This is a genomic window from Flavobacterium rarum (SeqCode) (genome assembly GCF_965234445.1).
GTDB lineage: Bacteria > Bacteroidota > Bacteroidia > Flavobacteriales > Flavobacteriaceae > Flavobacterium > Flavobacterium rarum.
On sequence record NZ_OZ248501.1, the window covers coordinates 49916 to 66550 of the forward strand.

Below are 16635 nucleotides of genomic sequence, written 5' to 3' on the forward strand. Positions count from 1 at the left end.
TGTTTATTTTTTTGGAATGGTAAAATAAAAACAGCTGCCTTTACCTTCTTCAGATGTTACCCAAATTTTCCCTTTTAAATTCTCTATACTTTTTTTGGTAATGGCTAACCCCATTCCAGTTCCTGAATATTCCTCTTTGGTATGCAAGCGTTGAAAAATGACAAATATTTTGTCGTAATATTCTGGATTAATACCAATACCATTATCCTTTATTTCAAATTTCCAAGAACTATTGCTTTCACTGCAGGAAATATCTATAACAGGCGCAATGTCTGGACTTGAATATTTTAAACTATTGCTTATTAAGTTTTGAAAAACCTGTCTCAATGTGGTAACAGAACTTTGTAATGTTGGAAGTGGTTCATAATTTATTACGGCTTTTTTTTCTTCTATTTGTTTTCTGTATAATAAAAAGATTTCTTCGATTATAATATTCAAATCAGCCTTTTCGTGTCTCTTTTCATTTTTCCCTACCCGTGAAAATTCTAATAAATCCAGTATAATTTGTCGCATTCGTTTGGCACCGTCAACGGCAAAGAAGATGTATTTTTTGCCTTTTTCATCTAGTACATCTTCATATTTTTTTTCGATTTGTGCTAGAAAACTCGTAATCATTCTCAAAGGTTCTTGTAAATCATGAGAAGCTACATACGCAAATTGCTCAAGTTCTTGATTAGAGATAGCCAATTCTCTTATATGATTTTCCAATGAGCGGTTTAGTTTTTTGAGTTTGGACTCATTGTGTTTTCTTTCGGTTACATCCCGTTCTATAGAAATCCAATGCGTATATTCTCCTTTAGAGTTTGTCACTGGATTTAATGACAAATTCACCCAATATTCTTTGCCGTTTTTATTATAATTGATCATTTCAATTTCATAGGGTTGCCATTCATCAAGGGCTTTATAATAACGAACTAATTCTTCTTTATTGGTTTTAGGACCTTGCAATAACTTGTGCGTTCTACCAATAATTTCATCCGAAGTATAACCGCTAATACGAGTAAAGGATTCATTTGCATAAACAATTTTTCTTCCTAATTCGCATGAAGGTTTTGCTTCTTTTATTAAAACGGCATCATTGGTATTGGTAATTACCGTTTCTAATAATTTCAATCGTTCTTCTTCTCTTTTTTGTTGCGTTATATCCCGTTGAATAGCGATCCAATGCGTATACCAGCCTTTGGCATCAGCAACCGGATTTATAGAAATATGATTCCAAAATTCTTCTCCATTTTTTTTATAATTCAATAATGTCACTTCAGAAGGTTGCCATTTTCGTATTTCTGCTCTTAATTTGTTTAGCTCTTCTCTGTCGGTTTTTGGACCTTGTAATATTCGGGGTGTTTTACCTACAACTTCATCCGCCTTATATCCGGTCATTTTGGTAAAAGCATCGTTGACATAAATTATTCGTGGCCCTGGTTCATGAAAGGGTTCGGCTTCAGTAATTAAAATAGAATCACCGGTATTGGTAACAACAGATTCTAAGAGTTTTAATTGCAGCTCCTCTTGTTTTCTTTTGGTAATGTCCTGCATGGCTCCGATAATTCTTGTAGCTCTGCCAGAAGTATCCCGAATTACTATTCCTTTATTTATGACATGGGCATACTGACCATTACTTTTTTTGTACCTGTATTCTTCAATCCAGTTGATCTGTTTATTTTTAACAATAGTATAATAGCTTTCGGTTAATTTTTTGATATCCTTAGGATGTATGTTTTGTAACCAGGCTGTACTGTCGTTTTTAAGCATGGACGGCTTATAACCGAATATTTTTTCAAAACCATCGCCCCAATAAATTTTATCTTCTTTGATATTCCAATCCCAAATAGCATCAAAAGTAGCTTTGGATACATATTCAAAACGTTCGTTACTTTTTTTGATTAATTCTTCGGATTTCTTGCGTTCAGTAATGTCTTCAATCAGTAAAACAAAATTTTCATTTTCTGAATTATAACCTGTTACCGAAAGCCATTTTTCGGAAGGGGCATAATAGATGTCAAACATCAGGCTTTTTCGCTCCAAAACCACTTCCTGTAATACCTGGGAATAGGAAGCATCAGATGTTATCGCTTCCGGAAATACATCAGATGATTTTTTTCCTTTGATATTTTCTACCTTAAACATTTTTTCGTATTCGCTATTAACCGCTATATAGAAGTAATCAACCACCTTTTCATTCTCAATAATCCCTTTGCAATAAGCAAAGCCCTGTTGCATATTCTGGAAAAGGTCCCGAAAAAGTTTTTCACTTTCAATCAATTTTTTTTCGGCTTGTTTGCGTTCGGTTACATCCCAGTTAAAGCCAGTCATGCGCACTGCATTTCCATCATTGTCTCTTTCAATAATTCCTGAGGCGTTTATATAATGAACAGATAAATCAGGCCATAGAATTCTGAATTCAGGGTTATAATCTTTTTTATTTTCAAGGGCTAATTGTATCTCATTATCTACTCGTTGCCTGTCTTCTTTATGCACCCTGGAAGCCCAACCATCATAAACGGTGGTGAATTCATTTTCGGTAAGGTTATAAAGGTTGTACATTGCTTTGTCCCATATCAGGCTGTTATTTTTTACATCCCAATCCCATAGTCCCAGTTGTGCGCTCTCTGTTGCAAGTTGCAACCGCTCATTAAGTCTTTCTGTATCTATTTCCGCTTTTTTACGTTCGGTAATATCTTGAAAACTACCATAGATTCTAATGCATTTTCCATCTGCAAATTCTGTTTCACCAATGGTGCGAATCCAACATACATTATTTTTTGCCGTAATGATTTCTAGCTCTTCATCCCAGGGGGTACCCAACTCAATGGCTTCTTTTACTTTTTCTGTAATTAAATCCCTTCCCGGTCCTTCTTTATAAAAATTAATACCGGTATCTAGGTCAGGAACAAAATTGTTTTCGGCTTCGTGAATTTCTCTGGTAATATCGTCCCAGTAAACGGTTCCTTTTAATAAATCAACGTCCCAACTGCCAAGTCTTGCTAGGCTGTTTGCTTTTACTAACAAATACTCTAATTCAATCCTTTCCGTGACATCACGCCAGTTGTATATGATGCCTTTTAGAACATTGCCATCAGCTAATTTGGTAACCTTTCCTTCCAGCCAAATATAGTGCCCGCCTTTATGCAGGTAACGGAATAAACTGGGAATAGACTCCCCTGGATTTTTAATGGCTTCCCTGATGGTGTTTTTTGCCTTTTCCCTGTCTTCGAAATGTATTTTAGAAGTGGTGTTCTCGTTTTTCATCTCGGCATCTGTCCAGCCAGTAATGCGGGTCGCTGAAGGGCTTTGGTAAATTAGGTTCAAATTATCATCGCTGAGTGAAATTATATCAAAATTATTTTCCATTAAGGCCTTGAAACGCTCATCACTGTCCTTTATTTTTTTTTCTGATATTTTCCGTTCTGTTATTTCCCTAAAGAAAATAGATAAGCCATTTTCTGATGGATAGGTACTTATTTCATACCACTTGTTTAAAGCCATATAACAATATTCAAAATGCACGACTTGATTCATAGCAACTGCCTTATGATATTTTTTGTAGGATTCTGAATCAATATCCGAAAACACATCCCATAGACTTTTACCGACAATATCCTGTTTTAAAACATTAAAATCGCTCTCAGCAATGTGATTCCAGTAAGTGACAGACCATAACTTATCCACAGCAATAAAAGCATCCCCAATACTCTCAAGAATAATAGAGTTTTCTTCAAGGACTTTTTCGACTTCTTCAGTTCGTTCCTTAACTCTTTGTTCCAGTTCTTGGTTTAAATTATTCAGATCCATTTCTGCCTTTTTACTCTCGGTAAAATCTCGCGCAATGCAATAGAGTTTTCCAGTAACAGGATTTGGAGTGGCATTCCAGTCAAGCCAAAGGTAGGCGCCATCTTTTTTGCGATAGCGATTGATGAAATGAATTAAAGTAGCACCCGATTTCAACTGGTCGTATACTTTTAAGGTAGCGGCTATGTCGTCAGGATGCACAAAATCAATAAACGGTTTTATTTCTAGCTCATTTTGTGAATATCCCAATACTTTTTTAAAACTGGGATTAGCAATTTCAAAATACCCTTCGGCGTTGGCAATGCAGGAAAAGTCATTGCTATTGTTAAAGAAATACTCAAACTCTTTTAGTGTATTTTTTACTTTTGTTTTTTCGGTAAGATCTCTAAAAGAATGAATTATGAATTTTATTTTTCCATTATTATTAAGCAAAGGGATATTCTCAGACTCCCAATATTTCAATTCAAATTTTGATGTTCCTCGAATAGGAATATCATATTTTTGAATATCCATTTTGTGTTTTTTCAGGGTCGTTACAACAGTTTGTAATGATTGGGATAAATTTTTAACCACATCGACCGTTGAATCTGAAGTATTAATCGGAAAAGCTTCAAAAAAACCTTTGCCGACTATATCATCATATTCTGAATACGTAGCATCCAGATAGGCATCATTGATATTGACAATAGTAAATTTTGGCGCATCAGGAAGCAACATCAAACTTGGAGTGGGCGAAATTTTGAAGAACTTAAGTAAAGTTTTTTTACCAATCATATTATTAGATATTACAGTCTATTCTCTTTTTATTAAAGAAAATGTTAATTATTATATAATATTTTGTAGTATTTAATATTAAAGGTAATTATTTTTTTTAATTCTGAATAGTAAAACTTTTAAAATAGAGTTTGGATGAGTCAAAATAACTGTTTTGGCACCCTTACTTGATAGTTGCTTTTTGGAAACCATCTTATTATAGGGGTATTTTTATCAAATATTGCAATGATGAAAAAGAAATTATAGTTAATTCTTAATATACAAAAAGTGACAATCGCAACAGGAATTGATTCAGGGGACACTTTTTTAGGAGCTAGTTCCTGCTGTCCACTTGTATCTTTTGGTGTCTCTAAAAAAAGAGACGCCAAAAGGATACCGCTTCCATCAGGGCTAGGGCTTTTGTTTTTACAATTAACTTTGGTTGAGAAAAAGAAATATTGGGTCAAATTCAAAAAAGCAGGAATCGTCAATAAAAGTGTAAATTTGGAAATGTTATAGAAATTGTAACTCAAAATTTGTTCATGATTATTTATTAGAATTGCTATTTTATGCTAGAAAACCAACTCCAACAAATACATCAAGTTTTGTCTTCTTATATTACAATTACAGAAGCCGAATGGAATTTGTATGCTCCAAAATTTACGGTTAAACAATTCGCCAAAAATCAAATGGTTCTTTCTCCTGGTAGTGTTTGTAAGGAAATTTATTTTGTTAATAGTGGACTGTTGAGAGTGTTTTTTGTAGATCAAAAAGAAGAAGAACATACCTTTCATTTTTCTTTAGAAAATACTTTTTCTGCCGATTATGAAAGTTTCCTCAAAAAACAACCTTCCAATTATTCAATTCAAGCTTTGGAAGCAACAGAAGTGGTTGTAATGACTTTTGCAACACTTCATGAAGGTTATTCAATTCTGGAACAGGGGGAAAAGTTAGGGCGAAGATTAGCTGAGGATTATTTTTTTATTTTCAGTAATAAGATTCAGTCGCTTTATACCGAAAGTCCATTAGAGCGATATAATAAAATGAATGTTATTTTTCCGTGCATTATCAATAGGGTTTCTCAGCATTATATTGCATCGTATCTTAATGTGTCGTCGGTTCACTTGAGCAGATTGAAAAATGCCTGACATTTTGATAACATTTGTTATTGCTTAACGGTTTTTTTTCGTTTTACTTTGTTTTTATCTTTATATAAAAAAATGAAAACGACTATAATTCAGAATCATAAAACTTCTAATCTTCAAAATATTTGTAGAATCACTTTAGGATGTTTTCTACTTCTAGCAGGAATTGGCCATCTTACATGGAGTCGTATAGAATTCCTGGCTCAAGTACCACCTTGGTTACCCTCAGATCCTGATTGGGTGGTTTTACTTTCTGGCTTTGTCGAGATTGTTTTGGGATTGTCTTTGCTATTTGTTTTGAAGCAAAGAGTGAAAGTGGGTTGGATAGTAGCTTTATTTTTTGTGTTGGTTTTTCCAGGAAATATTGCTCAGTTGGTGGAACATAGAAATGCTTTTGGTTTAGATACCGATGCTGCTCGTTGGGCTAGACTTCCATTTCAACCCGTACTTATAACAGTAGCTTTGTGGTCAACTGGTGCTTGGCAGTCTTGGCGGAATTCTAAAAAGAATTAGATGAAAGATTTAAAATACATACTAGCTTATATCATTCCTCTTTCTGGTTGGTTGGCACTAGAAAACAGAGGGATTTGGTCTTGGGCAACCGTTATTCTGGCTTTTGGAATTATTCCAATTTTGGACGCCATTATACCTGCTTCTGAAAAAAATGTTCCACTTGAAGAAGAGGAGAGTCGTTCCAAAAAACTATTTTTTGATTTGCTTTTATTTATTTGCGCTCCTATTTGTTTGTTTTTGACTTATTACTATTTAGATACAGTTCAGACTAAAATTTTAACAACTTCAGAATTGGTTGGTCTGACTTTGAGTATCGGGATTGTTTTGGGGGCTACCGGAATTAATGTAGCGCATGAATTGGGACATCGAACAAATCAAGTTGCTCAGTTTTTTGCCAAAGCGGGTTTACTTTTTGTATTGTACCAACACTTTTTTATAGAACACAATCGCGGACATCATAAAAATGTTTCGACTATAGCCGATCCTGCAACAGCTAGAAAAAATGAAATGGTTTACGCTTTCTTCTTTCGTTCCATTATAGGACAATATTTAGGCGCTTGGAAATTGGAAAACGACAGGTTGAAACGGGAAAACAAAACAATTTGGAGTTGGGGCAATGAAATGATTCGGTTCTCAATTTATGAAATGATTTATCTTTTGGCTGTAGGATTGCTTTTTGGATTCTCATTAGTTCCATTTGCAGTAGCCATTGCTTTTGTTGGAGTTTTGCTTTTGGAAATTATCAATTATATAGAACATTACGGATTGCAAAGAACATTATTGCCTTCAGGTCGTCCAGAACGTGTTTTGCCTAAACATTCCTGGAACAGTGATCATGAAATGGGAAGAATTTTGTTGTTTGAACTTACTCGGCACAGTGATCATCATTATAAATCAACTCGTAAATATCAAATTTTACGTCATATGGACGATAGTTTGCAATTGCCGTTGGGTTATCCCGGCAGTATGCTTTTGGCTTTGCTGCCGCCACTTTGGTTTGCAATTATTAATAAAAAAATTGTAGAAGTTGATGCGTAAAATTCGGTTTTGAAGTAGTATCTTTAAGGAGTGAAATTTTTGTAATATTAATCTCTAGAGAGTAATGTTTTTTTTAAAATTGGTATAATAAATTTACCCCTTTATGGACAAAAGAATTCAAACTAGAAAAGAAGAATTGGCAAATGGTATTTCGCATATTATGGGTGTGCTTTTTTGTTTAGTGGGTATGCCTTTTGTGATTGCAATCGCTTTTCAAAAACATGATTTAATAACTTTATTTTCGGTTTTTACATTCGGAATTGGTATGTTATTGGTTTACACATTTTCATCTTTGTATCATTTAGTTCGAAATGAAAAAAGAAAGCGCATACTTAATATTGCCGATCATATCAGTATTTATTATCTCATTGCAGGGACTTACACTCCCCTTATGATGTTGTATTTAAAAAGAGATACTGCATTTTTGTTTCTTGGCATTATGTGGTCTGTAGTTTTATTAGGTACTATTTTTAAGGTGTTTTACACCAAAAGGTTTGAATTTGTATCAGTAGTACTTTATTTAATCATGGGTTGGATGATTGTATTTGTAATTAAACCATTGTGGGGTGTCATTCCGTTGTCTGTGTTTTTATGGATTCTCGCCGGTGGTATTTGTTATACTTTTGGGGTTTATTTTTATGTTAAAGGTCACAAACAATACTATCACACTATTTGGCATTTTTTTGTGCTTTTGGGTACTGTATTTCATTATATTTCTATATTTATAAGTTTGTAATTTGTTTTTGTGTTAATTGTAAAATTTAACTGTAGTACTTGAAAATGATTTTTTTATAACATTTTTCTAAAATTTAATACTCCTTTAACTTTCTAATCTAACAATTAACTTATATTTGTAAATCTCGACAAAAACACCTTTTTGTGGGATGAAATACGATAAAAATTAATAAATTACCTCGAAATCGTACGTATTGAAGTGAATGAGGTAAAAAAATGTAAGTATGAAGTTTTTAAAAGGATTTGTTTTAGTGTTTATTTTTTGTAGTGTTAGTGTTTTTTCTCAAGAAAAAAACATAAAGCATACAATAGTAAAAGGAGAAACAATTTCTAGTATAGCAGAAAAATACAATGTTTCTGTAGGAGCTATTTACAAATTAAATCCTAAAGCAAAAAAGACCTTACAACTCAATCAGGTTTTGTCAATCCCATTTTCCGAATCGAATAAAACTAAAGATAATGTAGAAGTCGTTAGTAAAACAACAGAGCTCAATCACGAAGTATTACCCAAAGAAACACTATACGGAATTACAAAACAGTTCAAAACTACTGCAGAGTTGCTTTACAAAGCCAATCCTCAATTAGAATCAGAAGGGTTGAAAATTGGTCAGTCCATAATTATCCCTACTACTTTATCCAAAAAAGAAGTGGCCAGTTTATCAATTGCAAAAAAAACAGAAACTCCTGATTCAGATGAGCCTTTACAACATAAAGTAAAACCTAATGAATCTTTGTATGCCATTGCAAAAGAGTATGGTGTGACATTAAAAGAACTGCAAAAAGCCAACCCAAAAATAGGGAAGAAAGGTTTGAGCATCGGGCAAGAAATTACTATTCCTAGTAATGGAAAAGTTGTAGCGAATGAAGTTGTTTCAGAGGAAAATAGATCTGAACCAAATGCAATTCTAGTAGAGAATAAAGTAACTGTTCCTGTTGTTGCCGAAATAGCAACTAAAAGGACAGAAATAATAACTAAAACTCAAATTCAGACTTCTGAAATTATTCATGAAGTTTTACCGAAAGAAACGAAATACGGAATTGCCAAAAAATATGGAATTACTGTTTCAGTTTTAGAAAAGCAAAATCCTGCAATTCAACAAAAATTGTTGGTAGGATCAAAATTGAGTATTCAAGTTCCTAATGACACAATTGTTACTCCAGCTAAGAATGAGGTAGTATTGGCAAAAGATTCTATATCCTCTACTGTTTCTTCAGCAATTAATATAGCCAATGAAGATTTGGTCAATCAATTAATCGAATCGGCATCAGGGCATATTGGAACAAGATACAGAAGTGGTGGAACAACAGCGGCTGGTTTTGATTGTTCAGGGTTTATGTGTTCTACTTTTGGCGGTTTTGATATAAAGTTGCCGAGATCTTCTATTGAACAAGCTCAATTTGGTGAAAAGGTAAATGCTGAGAATATACAAAAAGGAGATTTAATTTTCTTTAAAACCAATGGTAGAAGACATATTAATCACGTGGGAATGGTTGTTGATGTTGTTGATGGTGAAATAAAATTTATTCATTCTTCTACGCACGGTGGGGTAATTATATCATCAACAAAAGAGCCGTATTATAATCGAAATTTTGCTCAAGTAAATCGAGTAATACACTAGTTTGTGTTTTTTATAATAAAGCTCAAAAAGTGAATTATGTATTAAATCACTAATTAATTTTCAGTTTTAAATTGTTTCATTTCTTCTAAAGGTTCAATCGTGCTGATGCCTTTCCATAGTTTAGGGTCATACTTTTTTATAGGTATGAATTTAAAATTTTTCTCATCACTAGCTACAAATGCGTTATTTGTAATTTCTATATTCGAAATACTCATTATTTCTTTTTTATTAAACGTATTTCCTTCTATTTTAATATCAAGTGCCAATACGTCTTTTTTTTCTCTTGTCAATTCAATAAATTTTAAAGGTCTATTTAAATAGAAATAAACACCTCTTTGTTTTGACGCATAACGTAAATGATAGCCTACTCCGTTTGTATTGCGATTAAAGATGATCGTCCCTTTACTAATATTTTCAGATGATTTTATGCCTAATAGGAATTTCATGTTAAATCCTTTTACATTCTTGTTTTCGGCCAATGCGTATTCTGCTTTAACAACTCCATAATCGTTCTCAGAAATGTATAATTTTCCAGTGTATTTTGCTTTGCTTTTCTTGGGCCTAAAATTTAGCACATAAACAAATTCATTTTCATTTGAATAAATTGCGCCTTCATATTCAAAATGATAAAGCTCATACTGGTTTACAAAATCTAATTTGCTGTTTTGTAAAAAGTTATTCTTTGACATAAAGTTCTCTAAACTTCGTTTGGATAAGGAAGCTTGATTTTTATTCTCTTTGTTTAATTTTCTCTTATAAAAATCTTTTCGTAATGAAATTGAATCTCGTGAGCCTAATAGCCCGCTTTTAATTCTGTAATATCTTGTAGTATCTAGGTGTTTTAGTACTAATTTTGTCGCTGTTTCTTGTAAATTATCAACATCCGCTGATCGATTTTCGTCTTTTAATTGTATTGCTTTGACCACATCAAGTTTAGAAGTGAATACTCGTTTATCCTTCTCTGTTTTTATTTTACTGTAATAATTGCAAAAAATATCTTTATATTCCTTTGGAGGATGCGATAGCATTTTAGCATTAAAAGAAGATATTTCAGCGTTAGTTATTTTTAGATTCTCCTTCGTAAAACCAGTTGATTCAGTAATTTTCAAATCCATTATTATTGGAGTAAAAGAGTTTTCTTCTCGATAAAACAAAACTTCTTTTGAGGAATTATCGTCTCTTTTGTAATTACGTTCCAAGTTTTCCTTTACCGTTGCCATTATATTATAAGGGTTTGGTTTAATGTTGGAGACATTTACATCAGCTAGTTCAAAAACGCCAGCTTGCATTTTGATAATGTTTTGTTGGTTTTTTAATTGTTCCAATGTTACTGTCTGTTTAACATATCCGAGATAGGAAATTTCAAGAATCGAATCGTCTTCGTTATTGTTTTCGGTTAGGGAGAAGTTGCCTTCAGCATTCGAGATTAAACTCTTTGATCCATTAAATAGTATGTTGGCGTATGGTATAGTTTCACCCGTTTTACTATCAATAATTTTTCCGGTAACCTCTTGTGCGAAAACGAATTGATGGGCAAACAGAATGAAGAAAAAATAAATAAGAGTTCGTTTCATAATGGTATCGTATTTTATAATTTGGAGGATATTTTCTAAAAATGAGAAGGTAAACTTTATTAGACTATCATAATTCTTTAAAAAAAACAAAATTTAAGTTAGAATTCTTTGTATCAGCATCAACTTATTTTTCTTGGCAAAAACAGGTTTTTTTAGACATAAAATAAATGGTGTATAAATTTCTAAATGTAGAGTTTCTTTTTGTGATTTTTCAATTATTTTTAATTTTCAAAAAAAAGTATATCTTTAGCCAACCAAAATTTAAACCAATTATAATGGAAGATAACAAACAAGGCGAATTTAAAAGAGAGTTAGGATTATTAGACGGAACAATGCTTGTGGTAGGCTCTATGATAGGCTCAGGGATTTTTATTGTAAGTGCTGACATTGCAAGACAAGTTGGTTCTGCAGGCTGGCTTATTTTAATATGGTTAATTTCTGGTTTAATTACAATGATTGCCGCTGTGAGTTATGGTGAATTGAGTGCTATGTTTCCAAATGCTGGTGGGCAATATGTTTATCTAAAAGAAGCCTATAATAAACTAATTGCTTTTTTGTACGGTTGGAGTTTCTTTGCGGTGATTCAAACAGGTACTATTGCTGCTGTTGGTGTTGGGTTTTCTAAGTTTGCGGCCTATTTGTATCCGCCTTTGAGTGATGAAAATATTTTGTATGAATTGGGTTCGTTTAAATTGAATGCTGCCCAAATTGTTTCGATATTAACTATAGTATTGTTGACTTATATCAATAGTCGTGGCGTGAAGAATAGTAAAATTATGCAAACGGTTTTGACTATAATTAAAATACTGTCGCTTTTTGGTTTGATTGTTTTCGGATTTATATTAGCAGCTAAAGCTGATATTTGGAACGCTAACTGGTCTAATGCATGGAGTTCAAGAGCTTTTGATACTGAAAGTGGTTCTTGGATGCCTATTGGTGGCACCGCTTTGTTAACAGGGATTTCTGCTGCTATGGTGGGTTCTTTGTTTTCTAGTGATGCTTGGGTTGGAGTTACTTTTATAGCGGGAGAAATTAAAAATCCAAAACGCAATGTTGGGTTGAGTCTTTTTCTAGGAACATTAATTGTGACCATAATTTATATCTTAACAAACTTGATGTATTTGGCTGTTATTCCTTTTCAAGAAATTGCAACAGCAAAGTCAGATCGAGTTGCGGTGGTTGCTTCACAATATACTTTTGGTGATATGGGAACGATTATTATTGCATTGATGATAATGATATCGACTTTTGCCTGTAACAATGGTTTGATTATGGCTGGGGCCAGAGTGTATTATACCATGGCAAAAGATGGATTGTTTTTGAAGAAAGCGGGAGAGATTAACAAAGCAGGTGTGCCAGCATGGGCTTTGTGGGTTCAATGTGTTTGGGCTTCGGCTTTGTGTTTGACGGGAAAGTATGGTGATTTATTGGATTTTGTGATTATCATCGTGTTGATTTTTTATATACTTACCATTTATGGAATTTTTATACTTAGAAAGAAAATGCCAAATGTAGAAAGACCTTATAAAGCTTTTGGTTACCCTTTTTTACCTCTTGTTTATATTATTGTGGCAATTACCATTTGTGTTGGATTATTGCTTACTAAGTTCTCTACCTGCGGTTGGGGAGTGTTGATAATGCTAACTGGGATTCCTGTTTATTATCTATCAAAACCTAGGGAAGAGTAATTGTCGGTTATTGCTTGTCTGATTTTGTTTAGATTTCTGAATAAAATAGTGTTGTTTTTATAAATAACACACGTTTTCTTGAGGATGCAACGAAGTTTTGGATTATTAATTAGGGTCTGCTGAAAAACACTTATAAAATTGCAGTTCAAACAGATATATTTATATTTGAGACACTAAGTGCAAGGTATTATGCGAAAAAGTCCAAAAAAGTGTGCACCAACACCTGATTTTGTTAGTCAAAATCAATTGGTTTTCGAAGGTTTTGAGTCTCCTTTTGAAAAGAAATTGAATCCTGAAAACCGATGGGTAGTTTTAGCAAAGCTAATTCCTTGGGATGAGATTTGCAATATTTATCTCAAAGCTGTCCCAAATCAGGTAACTGGACGACCTGGGTTAAGTCCAAGGGTGGTCTTGGGAGCTACTATAATCAAGCATTTATGTGATATTGATGACCGTGAAACTGTGGATCAGATTTCGGAGAATATCTACATGCAACACTTTTTAGGTTATTCTAGTTTTTCAGACGAACCTCCATTCGACCCCTCTCTTTTTGTGAGGTTTCGTAAACATTTGAGTATGGAAGTTGTGAACAAAATAACGGAGAAAATCATTGCCATAAAAACTAAACTGGAAGAGGATAAGAGTCCTCCCAAAGAAGATTCTGATTCGTTTAATGACAATGGGGGAGCCAATAAAGGAACGGTAATAATGGACGCTACAGCATGTCCTCAAGACATTGCTTTTCCTACTGATTTGAATTTGCTCAATGATGCCAGAGAAAAATCAGAGATGCTTATTGATATCTTGTACATAAAGGAACTTCATGGGAAGAAACCTAGGACTTATAGAGAAAAAGCAAGGACAGCGTATTTTGAGACTGCTCAAAAAAAATGTAAAACGATTAAAATTATTCGTAAAGGTGTGGGACATCAACTCAGATATTTGAAGCGAAACATTGGCCATATCAATGACTTGTTAGACAAATGCAATGTGGTTCCTCTCAAGGGAAAGGACTTGAAATATCTTTATGTAATCCAGACGCTTTATCTCCAGCAGCAGGAAATGTTTGATGCAAAAACCAAGAAGACAGACAACAGAATAACCAGTATTCATCAGCCTCATGTAAGACCTATAGTAAGAGGAAAAAGTCAAGCTAAAGTCGAATTTGGAGCGAAGATACATTGTACAATGATTAATGGTATCACTTTTTTAGACCAACTTAGTTGGGATGCTTTTAACGAAGGAAGTCATTTGATGAACTATGTGGAGCAGTACAAAAACAGGTTTGGTTGTTATCCCAAAAGGCTTTTGGTAGATAAAATATATAGCACAAGAGATAATAGGGCAAAGTTAAAGGAAAAGGGAATCGAGCTGGTTGGAAAGCCGTTGGGGCGACCTTCTCTGGCAGTGAAAATCGACTTAAGTCCAGGTGAAAGAAATCCTATAGAAGGTAAATTTGGTCAAGCAAAGACTGGATATGGTTTAGATCGTATCAAGGCGAGGTTGCAAGACACGAGTGAATCTTGGATAGCCAGCATCTTTTTAGTGCTCAACCTAGTCAAATTGGCTGGGGTGGCACTCCATTGTCTGATAGCTCTGATATTGGTGAGTTTCTCAAAATGTTTAATGCAAGAAATTGGACAAAACGAAAATAGGTGTGATTTAAACGAAAATCACACCTATGAACTATGTCTTTTATGAAAATGGAAAATAAACGTGTCTCTGAGTTTTTCAGCAGACCCTAATTATTTGAGAAATAAATGTAAATTTGTAAAAGCTTACAAAACAATACCAATGGGAACTGTTATAACGAATATCGGAAGTCTTGATTTAAAAAGAAGGTACACTTATGCCGATTATTTACTTTGGGAATTTAAAGAAAGAGTTGAGCTTATAAAAGGAAAAGTTTTCAAAATGAGCCCAGCTCTAAGTACTTCGCATCAAAATATTTTGATGAATTTGACTAGAGCGTTGGATAAAGTTTTCTACAAAACTGATTGTAAAATGTTTTTTGCACCTTTTGATGTTCGTCTTGTGGATTTTAAAAAGAGTTCTGACGATAATCAAGTGATTACTGTAGTTCAACCAGATTTATGTGTTATTTGCGACAAATCAAAAGTGGATGAAAAGGGATGTTTAGGTTCTCCGGATTTAATGATTGAGGTTTTGTCTCCTGGGAATTCTAAAAAGGAAATAGATATAAAATTTGACTTATATGAAGAAAATGGAGTTAAGGAATATTGGATTGTAAATCCAGTTTCTAAAAGCGTAGCTATTTATGTCTTGCAAGGTGAAAAATACATCGGATTAAAACCACTTATTGAAGGAAGTAAATTAGAAAGCCCTACTTTTCCTAATTTGAAATTTCCAGTGAAAAAAGTGTTTGAAGTTTTATAAAAAAAAAGTTTTTTTATGAATAACTAGTTTTAGTTTTTTTTAGGTCTAACAAAGAAGACCGTCTCGTGAATCAAGACGGTTTTCTTTTTTTTATAAAAACAGAAAACCCGACAAGTAGAAACGAGTCGGGTTTTTCTAGTGTAGTAAGCACTTATTTAATATTAGGAAACAGTGTTTTCTAATACTAACTCTTCATTAAAAGGAAGGTTCCAAGCATCGGCTACTCCTTTGTAAAGGATTTTTCCGCTGGCTATATTTAATCCTTTTTTTAATTCTTCGTTTTCTGCACACGCTTTTTGCCATCCTTTGTTTGCCAATTGTACAGCGTAAGGTAAAGTAGCATTAGTAAGTGCCAATGTTGATGTATAAGGAACTGCACCTGGCATATTAGCCACACAGTAATGTACAATATCGTCAATGATGAAAGTTGGGTCTTCGTGAGTTGTAGGAGTACAAGTCTCGATACAACCTCCTTGGTCAACCGCAACGTCAACAAGAACCGTTCCTGGACGCATTAATTTTAGCATATCACGAGTAATCAAGTGAGGCGCTTTTGCTCCTGGAATTAATACAGCCCCGATAATTAAATCAGTATCTAAAATTGCTTTTCGGATGTTATAGTTGTTTGACATTTGAGTCATAACGTTGGCAGGCATAATATCATCTAATTGACGTAAACGTGGTAAACTCACATCCATAATGGTAACTTGAGCTCCTAAACCTGCAGCCATTTTTGCAGCTTGAGTTCCTACGATTCCACCACCAAGTACTAGTACTTTTGCTGGAGGAACGCCGGGAACACCACCAAGAAGAATTCCTCTTCCTTTTAATGGTTTTTCTAAGTATTTTGCACCTTCTTGAATAGACATACGACCTGCTACTTCAGACATTGGCACTAATAATGGCAAGCTACGATCTGTTTTTTCAACAGTTTCGTATGCCAAACAGATAGCTTGACGCTCAATCATAGCATGAGTTAATGGCTCTGATGATGCAAAGTGGAAGTATGTGAAAAGTAATTGATTTTTTTTGATAAGAGGATATTCTGAAGCAATTGGCTCTTTTACTTTGATGATCATTTCGGCAATACTGTATACCTCTTCGATAGTAGGTAAGATTACAGCTCCAGCTTCAGTATATTCTTCATCAGCAAAACCGCTTCCTTCACCTGCAGTTGCTTGAACGTAAACACTATGACCGTTATTTTTCATCTCTGCAACACCTGCTGGAGTTAGAGCAACACGATTTTCGTTATTCTTGATTTCTTTTGGTACACCGATTATCATAACAGTTGTATTTATGGGTTGATTCAAAATTGAAGTACAAATTTAGTAGATAAAGAAAAATTTTATGCATTTTGATTTAAAATAAGAAAATATAATTT

At 33.7% G+C, this 16635-nt stretch carries 12 protein-coding genes; 9 read left to right on the forward strand and 3 right to left on the reverse strand.

The genetic code is table 11. The annotated features are described in order from the left end of the window. Positions 1 to 3: 3 nt before the first annotated feature. Positions 4 to 4563, reverse strand: coding sequence for a PAS domain-containing sensor histidine kinase (locus tag AC8GF4_RS11075; protein ID WP_506594665.1), 4560 nt, complete (start codon positions 4561 to 4563; stop codon positions 4 to 6). Between the two features lie 267 nt (positions 4564 to 4830). Here AC8GF4_RS11075 and AC8GF4_RS11080 point away from each other — a divergent pair, with 267 nt between their 5' ends. The 6 genes from AC8GF4_RS11080 to AC8GF4_RS11105 all read left to right on the forward strand — a co-directional run bounded on the left by AC8GF4_RS11080 (position 4831) and on the right by AC8GF4_RS11105 (position 9592). Continuing rightward, positions 4831 to 5061, forward strand: a complete 231-nt coding sequence (locus AC8GF4_RS11080) for a hypothetical protein (protein ID WP_506594666.1) — start codon at positions 4831 to 4833, stop codon at positions 5059 to 5061. Positions 5062 to 5111: 50 nt separating this feature from the next. Continuing rightward, positions 5112 to 5690: a Crp/Fnr family transcriptional regulator gene (locus AC8GF4_RS11085; protein ID WP_506594668.1), complete on the forward strand. Its 579-nt coding sequence runs from the start codon at positions 5112 to 5114 to the stop codon at positions 5688 to 5690. A 72-nt stretch (positions 5691 to 5762) separates the two neighbouring features. Next, entirely contained in the window at positions 5763 to 6200 is a 438-nt protein-coding gene (locus AC8GF4_RS11090) for a DoxX family protein (protein WP_506594670.1), read from the forward strand. Further along, on the forward strand, positions 6201 to 7238 hold the full coding sequence (locus AC8GF4_RS11095; protein ID WP_506594672.1) for an alkane 1-monooxygenase: 1038 nt from the start codon (positions 6201 to 6203) through the stop codon (positions 7236 to 7238). It abuts the gene before it with no gap. A 103-nt stretch (positions 7239 to 7341) separates the two neighbouring features. Then, entirely contained in the window at positions 7342 to 7974 is a 633-nt protein-coding gene (trhA, locus tag AC8GF4_RS11100; protein WP_506594674.1) for a PAQR family membrane homeostasis protein TrhA, read from the forward strand. A gap of 223 nt (positions 7975 to 8197) precedes the next feature. Beyond that, a complete protein-coding gene (locus AC8GF4_RS11105; protein WP_506594676.1) occupies positions 8198 to 9592 on the forward strand; it encodes a LysM peptidoglycan-binding domain-containing protein in 1395 nt (464 codons plus the stop codon). 53 nt (positions 9593 to 9645) lie between these two features. Here the strand turns inward: AC8GF4_RS11105 and AC8GF4_RS11110 are convergent, their stop codons facing one another. Next, positions 9646 to 11166, reverse strand: coding sequence for a carboxypeptidase-like regulatory domain-containing protein (locus tag AC8GF4_RS11110; protein WP_506594678.1), 1521 nt, complete (start codon positions 11164 to 11166; stop codon positions 9646 to 9648). 275 nt (positions 11167 to 11441) lie between these two features. Between AC8GF4_RS11110 and AC8GF4_RS11115 the strand changes: the two genes are divergently transcribed. The 3 genes from AC8GF4_RS11115 to AC8GF4_RS11125 all read left to right on the forward strand — a co-directional run bounded on the left by AC8GF4_RS11115 (position 11442) and on the right by AC8GF4_RS11125 (position 15251). Further along, on the forward strand, positions 11442 to 12854 hold the full coding sequence (locus tag AC8GF4_RS11115) for an APC family permease (protein WP_506594680.1): 1413 nt from the start codon (positions 11442 to 11444) through the stop codon (positions 12852 to 12854). A 189-nt stretch (positions 12855 to 13043) separates the two neighbouring features. Next, positions 13044 to 14555: an IS5 family transposase gene (locus AC8GF4_RS11120; RefSeq protein ID WP_506594682.1), complete on the forward strand. Its 1512-nt coding sequence runs from the start codon at positions 13044 to 13046 to the stop codon at positions 14553 to 14555. Positions 14556 to 14648: 93 nt separating this feature from the next. Beyond that, positions 14649 to 15251 (forward strand): Uma2 family endonuclease, encoded by a 603-nt coding sequence (locus AC8GF4_RS11125; RefSeq protein ID WP_506594684.1) that lies wholly within the window; start codon positions 14649 to 14651, stop codon positions 15249 to 15251. A gap of 161 nt (positions 15252 to 15412) precedes the next feature. Here AC8GF4_RS11125 and ald read toward each other — a convergent pair whose 3' ends face one another. Further along, complete coding sequence (ald, locus tag AC8GF4_RS11130; protein ID WP_506594685.1) at positions 15413 to 16537, reverse strand: alanine dehydrogenase; 1125 nt, start codon at positions 16535 to 16537, stop codon at positions 15413 to 15415. Between the last annotated feature and the right edge of the window lie 98 nt (positions 16538 to 16635).

Excerpts from the sequence above, each read along its gene's own strand:
- AC8GF4_RS11075 (WP_506594665.1), bottom strand. The coding sequence starts at position 4,563 with ATGATTGGTAAAAAAACTTTACTTAAGTTCTTCAAAATTTCGCCCACT.
- AC8GF4_RS11085 (WP_506594668.1), top strand. The coding sequence starts at position 5,112 with ATGCTAGAAAACCAACTCCAACAAATACATCAAGTTTTGTCTTCTTAT.
- AC8GF4_RS11090 (WP_506594670.1), top strand. The coding sequence starts at position 5,763 with ATGAAAACGACTATAATTCAGAATCATAAAACTTCTAATCTTCAAAAT.
- AC8GF4_RS11095 (WP_506594672.1), top strand. The coding sequence starts at position 6,201 with ATGAAAGATTTAAAATACATACTAGCTTATATCATTCCTCTTTCTGGT.
- trhA (WP_506594674.1), top strand. The coding sequence starts at position 7,342 with ATGGACAAAAGAATTCAAACTAGAAAAGAAGAATTGGCAAATGGTATT.
- AC8GF4_RS11105 (WP_506594676.1), top strand. The coding sequence starts at position 8,198 with ATGAAGTTTTTAAAAGGATTTGTTTTAGTGTTTATTTTTTGTAGTGTT.
- AC8GF4_RS11110 (WP_506594678.1), bottom strand. The coding sequence starts at position 11,166 with ATGAAACGAACTCTTATTTATTTTTTCTTCATTCTGTTTGCCCATCAA.
- AC8GF4_RS11115 (WP_506594680.1), top strand. The coding sequence starts at position 11,442 with ATGGAAGATAACAAACAAGGCGAATTTAAAAGAGAGTTAGGATTATTA.
- AC8GF4_RS11120 (WP_506594682.1), top strand. The coding sequence starts at position 13,044 with ATGCGAAAAAGTCCAAAAAAGTGTGCACCAACACCTGATTTTGTTAGT.
- AC8GF4_RS11125 (WP_506594684.1), top strand. The coding sequence starts at position 14,649 with ATGGGAACTGTTATAACGAATATCGGAAGTCTTGATTTAAAAAGAAGG.
- ald (WP_506594685.1), bottom strand. The coding sequence starts at position 16,537 with ATGATAATCGGTGTACCAAAAGAAATCAAGAATAACGAAAATCGTGTT.